Source organism: Vibrio splendidus 12E03 (assembly GCF_000272105.2).
Taxonomy (GTDB): Bacteria; Pseudomonadota; Gammaproteobacteria; order Enterobacterales; family Vibrionaceae; genus Vibrio; species Vibrio splendidus_I.
The window spans coordinates 1-9,478 of the sequence record NZ_AJZD02000346.1 but is presented as its reverse complement, the minus strand read 5'-3'; the positions used below and the strand labels follow the sequence as shown (position 1 = coordinate 9,478).

6 protein-coding genes are annotated in these 9,478 nt (G+C 42.2%); 2 read left to right on the top strand and 4 right to left on the bottom strand.

Annotated elements, in window-relative coordinates:
• Positions 1 to 301: 301 nt before the first annotated feature.
• From A142_RS22675 to A142_RS22660, 4 genes are read right to left on the bottom strand one after another with little or no spacing between them, the layout of a single operon-like run.
• The gene (locus A142_RS22675; protein ID WP_019824395.1) at positions 302 to 3,526 is read right to left on the bottom strand and encodes a type I restriction endonuclease subunit R; all 3,225 of its coding nucleotides are present in this window, start codon (positions 3,524 to 3,526) and stop codon (positions 302 to 304) included.
• Positions 3,523 to 4,722, bottom strand: a complete 1,200-nt coding sequence (locus A142_RS22670; RefSeq protein WP_019824394.1) for an SIR2 family protein — start codon at positions 4,720 to 4,722, stop codon at positions 3,523 to 3,525. The genes A142_RS22675 and A142_RS22670 overlap by 4 nt, the downstream gene beginning before the upstream one ends.
• Positions 4,723 to 6,033: a restriction endonuclease subunit S gene (locus tag A142_RS22665; RefSeq protein WP_019824393.1), complete on the bottom strand. Its 1,311-nt coding sequence runs from the start codon at positions 6,031 to 6,033 to the stop codon at positions 4,723 to 4,725.
• Complete coding sequence (locus A142_RS22660; protein WP_019824392.1) at positions 6,023 to 7,726, bottom strand: type I restriction-modification system subunit M; 1,704 nt, start codon at positions 7,724 to 7,726, stop codon at positions 6,023 to 6,025. The genes A142_RS22665 and A142_RS22660 overlap by 11 nt, the downstream gene beginning before the upstream one ends.
• 110 nt (positions 7,727 to 7,836) lie before the next feature.
• Between A142_RS22660 and A142_RS22655 the strand changes: the two genes are divergently transcribed.
• Complete coding sequence (locus tag A142_RS22655) at positions 7,837 to 8,433, top strand: tyrosine-type recombinase/integrase (RefSeq protein WP_019824391.1); 597 nt, start codon at positions 7,837 to 7,839, stop codon at positions 8,431 to 8,433.
• Between the two features lie 242 nt (positions 8,434 to 8,675).
• Complete coding sequence (locus tag A142_RS22650; RefSeq protein WP_198928611.1) at positions 8,676 to 9,362, top strand: abortive infection family protein; 687 nt, start codon at positions 8,676 to 8,678, stop codon at positions 9,360 to 9,362.
• The last annotated feature ends 116 nt before the right edge of the window (positions 9,363 to 9,478 follow it).

Genomic DNA, 9,478 nt, shown 5'->3' with positions numbered 1-9,478 from the left:
ATTCAACGTTTAACATCCTGAGGATAACAGCCCAAATGGGCTTGTAAAGTGATTTATATCACATCTTATTTGATTAATTTTTCATCATTATTAGTGTCTGATATCGGCAGGCAATAGTTTGATCGCAGTCCCTAAGCATCGCGGCATAACACGTCTCTGGACAAAAACCGCTTAGTGCAATGACTCTAGTTCATTCTATTTTGATTACTATTTTTCACCCCAAAATGGGACTGGCTGATTTTCAATAGAATGAAAAATGCATAGATATTCAAAAGGCAAGGTTTACACCTTGCCTTTATGATTACTTATACCAACCGTCAGCTAGAACCTCTGCTTGTTCTAACACAAGCTTGATGGCTTCTTCTGCGGCATCGGGTGGATACTTCCACCTACGTAATAACCGACGAACAAGATTGCGCATACGAGCACGAACACTATCCCTCTTTTGCCAATCAACCGTAGCTGACTTACGTAGTTGATGAGTCAATTCAATAGCAAGCTTACGCAAGTTGTCGTCACCAAGGTCTCTAACCGAAGATTCGTTGTCGACCAAGGCGCGATAAAAAGCAATTTCGTCAACAGAGAGGTCGAGCTTCTCTAATAACTCCCCATCTTCTTGCATCTCTTTTGCCCATTGAATCAGCTCTTCGATAACCTGAGCCGTTTCAATGCTGCGGTTATGATACTTTTGCAGCGTCGACATAATACGTTCAGAGTATTTCTTCTCCTGAACGACATCGTTCTTCATGCGAGCTTTAACTTCATCACGAAGTAGCTTTTCTAACAGCTCTACTGCGAGGTTCTTCTCCTTCATGTTTTTTACATCTTCTAAGAACTCTTCAGAGAGAAGCCCGATATTTGGCTTATCAAGCCCAACCATAGTGAAAATGTCATCAACACCATCGGCTACAACTGCATTATTTAGAATTTGCTTCAATGCTGTATTGCGCTCCTCATCAGTGCGTTTCTTGTCTACCGTTGAGTGCTTGATAAAAGCTGTCTTGATCGCAGAGTAAAAGGCAATTTCGTTCTTATAACCGTGAGTTTCATCCATGGTGCTACACAGTGAATATGCTTTAGCCAAAGCCGCCATCACATCGAGGAATCGCCTCTTTCCGTCCCTGACTTGTTTTCCGTTAGCGTCAGTATGAGATAAACCTGACAAATGGTTAACTGCTCCCGGTAACAAGCGCAATGCATCCGTTTCAAAGTCAGGACGGTAGTTGAATACCTTTGTATCAACAGGCGTTGCAAACATCCCTCTGATGATATCAACTTTCTCCATTAATACTGCAAACGCTTCTGCCGTATCGACGGTGGGTTGCCCCTTACCTTGGCTATTTGTGTAGGTTTTTAATGCATTTTTAAGCTCATTTGCTATACCAATATAATCGACAACCAAGCCTCCGGGCTTATCTTTAAAGACTCGGTTTACACGAGCAATCGCCTGCATTAGGTTATGCCCTTTCATTGGTTTATCGATATACATGGTATGGCAACAAGGTGCATCGAATCCTGTTAGCCACATGTCTCGTACGATGACGAGCTGAAGCTCATCGTTAGTATCCTTGTACCGCTTCTCGAATAGCTTTTTGGTTTTCTTATCGTGGATGTGAGGCTGCATCTTTTCTTTGTCTGATGCAGAGCCTGTCATCACAATCTTGATTGCACCTTTATCAGTATCTGGGTGATGCCACTCTGGTTTAGTAGCAACAATAGCATTGTAGAGATCGACACATATCTCTCGGCTCATCGAGACAATCATGGCTTTGCCGGGAAATGTCGATGTTCGAGTGGTGAAGTGCTCAACCAGATCTTTTGCTACTTGTTCAATGCGAGGCTCTGCGCCTACCAGCTTTTCTAGCGTTGCCCATTCTGATTTTACTTTTTCACGATCTGCCGTTTCTTCATCTTCACCAATCTCGTCTTCAACTTTATCGTTAAGTTGCTCAATTTCATCTTGGTTAATATCAAGCTTAGCAAGGCGAGATTCGTAGTAGATAGGCACAGTAGCACCATCATCAACGGCATCTTGAATATCATAGATAGAGACGTACTCACCAAAAACACCACGCGTGTCTTTGTCATCCATTGCGATAGGTGTCCCTGTAAAGCCTATGAATGAAGCATTGGGCAATGCGTCACGCATATACTTGGAATAACCATAAACGTACTTGTGATCCGTTACAGTGCCGTTTTTGTCCTTCACTTCAACCATCTTTGACTTGTTGCCATACTGGCTGCGATGTGCCTCATCAGAAACGACAACAATATTACTTCGCTCAGATAGCCTAGGGTGCTCTGTCTCTTCATCTAATAAAGCAAACTTTTGAATCGTCGTGAATATGATGCCGCCAGACTGCCGATTTAAAAGCAGCTCACGCAACGCATCTCGGTCGTCCGCTTGTTGAGGTATTTGCTTTAACGTCTCTTGCGCCATTCCAAAGGTGTTGTAAAGCTGACCATCGAGATCATTTCTATCCGTCACCACCACGATCGTCGGGTTATTCATGGAGGCTTGCTGTAACAATTTACTCGCGTAGCAAACCATAGAGATGCTTTTGCCACTACCTTGAGTATGCCAAACAACCCCAGCCTTACCACTGCCTTGCTTAATCTTTTCTAGTGCAGGGATAGTGCTCTCAAGGAAGTGACCAGAGGTATTGGCGGCACGAACCGTCGCCTCAACAGCCGCTCTCACTGCGTGGAACTGGTGATAACCTGCAATTTTCTTGATAATTTTATCGTTATCAGTTTCGAATAGTACAAAGTAACGGATGTAATCGAGTAATAGATCTTGCTTGAAGAAGCCACGAACCATCGTCTCTAATTGAAATTCCAATAACGGTCTGTCGTCCTCTGTAGCGACTGTTTTCCACGGCAAGAATCGTTCTTTATTTGCAGTTAATGAACCAACACGAGCAGTCCAGCCATCGCTAACAATTAACGCTTCATTAAAAACAAACAGATCTGAAATTTCATCTTTGTAGGTTTGAAGTTGATTAAAGGCATTCCAAATGTCGGCCTGTTCATCGGCTGGGTTTTTCAACTCAATCACAGAGATGGGTAGGCCGTTAATAAATACCACAACATCAGGGCGGCGATTCCCTTTTGTACCTGTAATCGTAAACTGATTCACGATAAGGAACTCATTGTTATCAGGCGTCGTAAAATCCATTAACTGAGCGTGAGTATGCTTTGTTTTCGATTCGCCGCCTTCAACAGCCGTGTATTCGACAGGCACTCCTTCAATCACAAACTTGTGGAAGGCGCGGTTATTTTTAATAAGAATTGGCGTATCGGGGGAAGATACCGTGTTAACCACATCATTCAGAGCCTCTATTGGAAGCTCTGGATTGATGATTGTTAATTGATTTAATAGCCGTTGCTTTAAAACAACTTGATGGTAATCCTCACGCTCTGGAGAGTCGCCATCAGGGGCGATGTCATAGCCATTTTTATAGAGGTAACCTTGGTCGATGAACCAATTAATACACTGTTGCTCAAGTTGGTCTTCTGTGATCATCTAGTATTCCCCAAACTAAATTTTTTATTTGCCACATCAATAGCAAGCAGCAACAAATCTACAAGCATAGAATGGTTATTATCTACGACCTCATACCAGATGGGTTTGATATTCATACTTAATAATCGCCCCATTTTTTCTGCTTTACTTGCTGAGTCACTATCCGCCAAAAGAGCATAGTGCCAAGGTATTTCAAAGTGGCCTTGATCCATTACAGATTTAAACAATTCTAATGTTCGGTCTTGTTCCAATGAGCATCCAATAAATATCAAAGAATAGCTGATATATATTTGTCGAAGTGATCTGGGTAATTGTTTTGTAAAATCAATATTTGTGTCACCGTATGCATCTTTGTATTGTGACTCAGTAAACACATAGGACTGTGCCTGATCCGCATCACCATGTAGCTTCATTAGACATTGCTCACCTTTGAGCAGTTGACTAACAAAACCATTTTGTTCTTGTTTACCATACATATAGCCACTTAGAGGCTTTCCGCTTACCAACTCAAACTTTTTCTCAATAAGGCGATCAAAATTAGTGGTTACTACACGCGATTTCGTTAGTAGAGGTAATAGATCAACTACTGGTGGGAAAACAGGTCTGTCATCTTCTTGAGCGGCCTTAAGGCGAAATTCCGTTTGAACGAAATTTTTAAACAAATGCTCATTGTGCAAATAAAGTGTCTCTGCTGCCGCAAGGTAACGGTAATTATCTAGATCATCTTTTATTTGCGCAGGAACATCCCCGCCCATTTGTCTAGCAAGGCGCTCCAAAGCTTTTCCCCATGGTGGGTAGCCTGCTGGCGACGATACGCCAGCTCCAATAAAAGGGGCGATTCGTTGACGTTTGATTGCGTCGACAAAGTCCAGAAATGTTGGAAGTTGTTCAGATTTCTTCAAAAAATCCAATGCACCTCTATGCTTTTCTTCAAGTTTAACGCCATTCCATTTGGCAAGTTCATCGAAATAGGTATCACGCTCAACCCAGTAAAGAATATCACTGACATCGTACTGGAACTTGGTATCTGAATCAGACAAGCTCGTAATATTAACTTTTGGCCCCTCAGTTGATACAGCAACTGAAGCACTTAAATTCAACTCTTCGTTAAATTCAGCATTTTCTTGAAGCTTTGTATCTAAATATTGCTCAACTTTCTCAATAATATGACGGCTATCATGCAATGGCTTATTCATCTATTGACTCCCCTGAGGAGCTAACTCGATTTCGCCGGAAAGCAATCTAGGAAGTAGCGTGTCACGGAGCTTTGCGAGTTCTTCATTCTCAAGACGGTTTTGATGAGCTTTCTTCAACATTGAACCTGTGAGCTGCCAGAATTTTTGAGCAATATCCTTGGTAGGGATTGCATATGGAGTATCTGCAACAACTACAGGCTTAATTGCAGGGTACGCACCACCATCAGCTAAACGAGCATACTCGTCAATAGCGTCATCATTGGTAGTAGCTAGGTAAACAAACGATGTCCAACACTCTTCTTTTGGCGATAAAACAGCGAAGCCTGTGCTACCTGTAAGAGGTTGTTCTGTATCACCGATAAATGCAAAAGATCGATTTCCCGGACGTACAGTGCCAACAATGGTATCCCCAGAGTTCAAGATTCTTCTCGCTCGTGATGGCGCTTCACTGAAGTCATAACTTGTGACTGTTTCAATTACACCATTTTTTGTGTTTGCTAGGTCAACATAGTGAACTTGTTCGGGTTGTTTTTTCTTTGTCCATGACTTCGCATTGAGTTTGGCAATATCTGCAATCACGCCCTGACTCCAGCCAACAGGAATACCAGTTTCGCTATCTAGCTTTTCTGGAAATAGCGAAGCAGTGACTGCATCCATACCCTCTGGTTGTTCACCGTTCATTTTGGCTTTGACTGGGTCGAAGTCTACAAACCATGACTTGAAGATGGTTTGTGCCATTTGTTCTAAGGTTTTATTTGTTTCAAGATTTAAAGATATCTTCTCATCAAGCGATTTTAGCAAATCAGTGACTTCAGACAATTCAATCCCCTTAGGAACGGGGATTTCAGTATTCCTTAAATCTGTTTTATTAAATTTAGGCTGAGCACTACCAGACAATATACTACTGAGATTATGTTGGCCTTTTGGACTAGAGAAAAAATAGTACAAGAAGTCTTTCGCTTCAGGGGTATTGATTTTGGGCTTTAACAACACAGAGTTCGGTCCCAGAGTCATCGGAAGCCCTAAATCCGGCGCTCTAAATACTGTACCCGCGTTGGCACCGACATTAGAGATTATGACGTCTCCGGGTTGGACACTACTTTTTTTGAGAAACTTATAACTACTCTCATCTACGTAAACCAAATCATTCTTCCAACCAGAATTATGATCTGTTAAACGCACTAAAACTGCAAAGTCGGGAGTGTCAGAATAGGTAACATTGGCCTTCAAAGCAGCAAAACTTCCATTAGCTACATAATCTGTTACATCGATGTAGTCTTTTACTTTGATAGATTGAAGCTCAAAACGCATAACCTAACCCCGCTAAGTTCTTCTTAATCTTAGTCTCTAGGGCTGATGACTCAGCAAACTGCACACCTAACTTCGAAGTCAGCGTCACCATTTTGTCACCAAATGGAACACCATCGCCCTCTCCTTCAGCAGCGCCAACGTAACGACCCGGTGTCAGCACAAAATCATGTTTGGTGATTTCTTCCAATGTTGCTGATTTACAGAAACCTGCCTGATCTTCATAAGCGACACCATGAACTTCTTCACCCGTTTTCCAAGCGTGGAATAGGTCTGCAACTTTCTTAATGTCATCAAAACTGAAATCACGTAATACTCGATCTTTCATGTAGCCAATATTACGAGCATCAATAAATAGCACTTCGCCTTTACGGCCACGTAGCTTACGACCTGCTTTATCAACGCGAGGGTTCTTGTTCTTAGTTAAGAACCAAATACAAGCTGGGATCTGAGTGTTGGTAAACAGTTGACCGGGAAGCGCTACCATACATTCAATCAAATCATTATCGATTAACGCCTGACGAATAGTGCCTTCGTTGTTGGTCGTTGAACTCATAGAACCATTTGCCAACAGAAGCGCCTGAGAGCCTTCAGGTGCAAGGTGGTGAAGCATGTGCTGCATCCATGCGAAGTTCGCATTACCTGATGGCGGTTGGCCGTATTTGAAACGAGGATCGTTATCATCAACGCCAGTGTTCCACTCTTTCATGTTGAATGGAGGGTTAGCCATGATGAAGTCAGCACGAAGATCTGGGTGCTGTACGTTGGTATAGGTACTTGCAGGCTCTTTACCGAAGTCATAATCAAGACCACGGATCGCCATGTTCATCGCCGCTAGCTGCCACGTTGTATGGTTGTACTCTTGACCGTAAATAGAGATCTTCTGTTTCTGCGTTAGTGCGTCGACTTTCTTCTCATTTGCATGACGCTCAATGAACTTCTCTGATTGAACAAAGAAACCACCAGAACCCATTGCAGGGTCATACACTCGACCTTCAAACGGTTCAATCATTTCGACAATCAGCGTTACGATGGATGCTGGCGTGTAGAACTGACCACCTTTTTTACCTTCAGCCAATGCAAACTGACCTAGCATGTATTCGTATACATGACCAAGGATGTCTTTACTGTTTAGCTCAGCATGAACAAACGGGATGGTAGCGATCAAGTTGATTAGCTCGTTCAGCTTCGCTTGGTCAATCTTCAATGAAGAGTATGATTTATTAAGCACACCTTTCAATTTCGGGTTATCGCGCTCAATACCTTCAAGGGCATTATCAATGAGATGGCCAACAGAAGTAATTTTCTTAGCTTTGCTATTAATATCGAGTTCAGCACCACCAATAACCAATGGGCCGTTATCTTGCAGGAACTGCCAACGAGACTCAGTAGGTAGCCAGAACACGTTTTTCTCTGTGTAGAAGTCACGTTGTTCCAGCTCGATAGCAATCTCTTCTGCTAGTTCTTCTTCGGAGAAATCAGCAGGATCCAAGTAGTATTCGTGCTCAGGATTAGCGATGTCAGCTTTGATCTCATCCTGACGCAGCTTAAACGCATCAGAGACGTACTTAACGAAGATTAGGCCTAACACGGCATGTTTGTACTGCGCGGCGTCTAGCGTTGAGCGTAGCTTGTCTGCGGCGTTCCAAAGCTTGCCTTCAAGCTCTTTCAAATACTGTTGTTCTGTTTGATTCATTAGAAGTTTTCTTGTTATAGAAATATTCCGTCAATCATACCACTGGATGCAGCATTGTCTTTGATTTCTGCCTTACTTAAAGAGCATTTTTATGAAGTAAGGAGCACATTATGGAAGCTTGGAATAAAGGAAAGCGTGTAGGTCAGAAGAAAGCCTTCAAACTAGAGGACATCTGGCGCATCCGTATTCGACTTGAATTGGAAGAGCGCTTGTTTGAGTTGGCACTGTTCAACCTAGCCATCGACTGCAAGTTGAGATCTTGTGATTTACGCAACTTGAAAGTCCAAGATGTCAGTCGTAGTGGCTGCGTAATGTCGAGAACAATCGTCAAACAGCAGAAGACCCAGCAGGAAGTACACTTCGAGATCACACCCAAGACTCAACAAACATTATCGCAGTGGATCATTCAAAATTCATTGTCACCAACAGACTACCTGTTTCCAAGTCCACGCCGTGAAGGACAACCCATCTCGTACCATTACTACACCACCATGGTTAACCGATGGGTTACTGATATCGGGTTAGATAAAACGCAATACGGCACACATTCACTGCGCCGAACAAAGGCTTCTTTGATCTACGCTAAAACCAAGAATCTTAGGGCTATTCAATTACTTCTTGGTCATGCTAAGTTAGAAAGTACGATTGAATACCTTGGTGTCGAGATTGAAGATGCGCTAAGGATTTCAGAGAGTTGTGATACTTGAAATGTCTCCAATAAATTTTTACCCAAAAACATACATCAGCCGTCATCTTTTGTTGTTGGTTTAAGAAGGATTTCTGTCAGCTTTTTGCTTGATTATACGATTTGAATTAGGAATGAATTTGAGCGAACTTATACCCAACGCTGTAATTGGCGCAGTATCTAGTATTATTGCTGCCCATTACTACAGCCACAGTAAATTAAATACGTTATTCATGGAGTCAGGTGCACCGGGAGAGGCTCCAGATGGCAACTGTGAGACCAAATGTGTCAACTGCTTGCAATCAAGACCCCACGGTTGATGCTATATCCGTTTTAGGACTTGTAATACAAGGATATATGGATACTGAACCTCCAAAGTCCTTATTTGGAGATGATAATAGAGACTCACTATTGAAAGAAGGGCAAGAACGAATCATTTCAGCTCTTGAAAGGAATAACCTTACCTATAAACACAACGGTTACGTCATTAAGTCAGGCTCGACTGTAGCAACTAAAACACTAGAAGATCATCTCAAGAAAGGAGATTTCAAATCTGTTGAAAGAGAATTTGAAAGAGCGATCTCTAACCTTAACACTGATCCACATACATCAATTACAGCAGCAAGCGCAATCATTGAATCTGTACTGAAATACTACATTGAACGAAAAAAGTTAGCGATGCCACGAAAAATGAACATTGGTATACTTTGGCAAACTGTTCGTCAAGATTTAACTCTAAACCCAGACAGCCAGCTTAGTGATGACCAGATTAAGATACTTACAGGGGTTACATCAATCATTGATGGTGTCGGAGCTTTCAGATCTCACATTGGTTCAGCCCATGGACGAGGGGAATCTCCTCCTAAAATAACAACAATAGACGCACGTTTAGGAGTGAACGTTGCACACTGCATAGTTACTTACATTATGGATGTATTGACAAGTTCCTAGCGTTTATAAAAATCAAACAACTTCATTTTGCTAAACCAAATAAAAAAGGAGCCATTAAGGCTCCTTTCAAAATATGTGCTCTGGCTTTTACAACTTGAGCAAGTTGGATTTGCTGC

Coding starts and splice junctions, on each gene's coding strand:
- A142_RS22675 (WP_019824395.1), bottom strand. CDS start 3,526: ATGATCACAGAAGACCAACTTGAGCAACAGTGTATTAATTGGTTCATC.
- A142_RS22670 (WP_019824394.1), bottom strand. CDS start 4,722: ATGAATAAGCCATTGCATGATAGCCGTCATATTATTGAGAAAGTTGAG.
- A142_RS22665 (WP_019824393.1), bottom strand. CDS start 6,033: ATGCGTTTTGAGCTTCAATCTATCAAAGTAAAAGACTACATCGATGTA.
- A142_RS22660 (WP_019824392.1), bottom strand. CDS start 7,726: ATGAATCAAACAGAACAACAGTATTTGAAAGAGCTTGAAGGCAAGCTT.
- A142_RS22655 (WP_019824391.1), top strand. CDS start 7,837: ATGGAAGCTTGGAATAAAGGAAAGCGTGTAGGTCAGAAGAAAGCCTTC.
- A142_RS22650 (WP_198928611.1), top strand. CDS start 8,676: ATGGCAACTGTGAGACCAAATGTGTCAACTGCTTGCAATCAAGACCCC.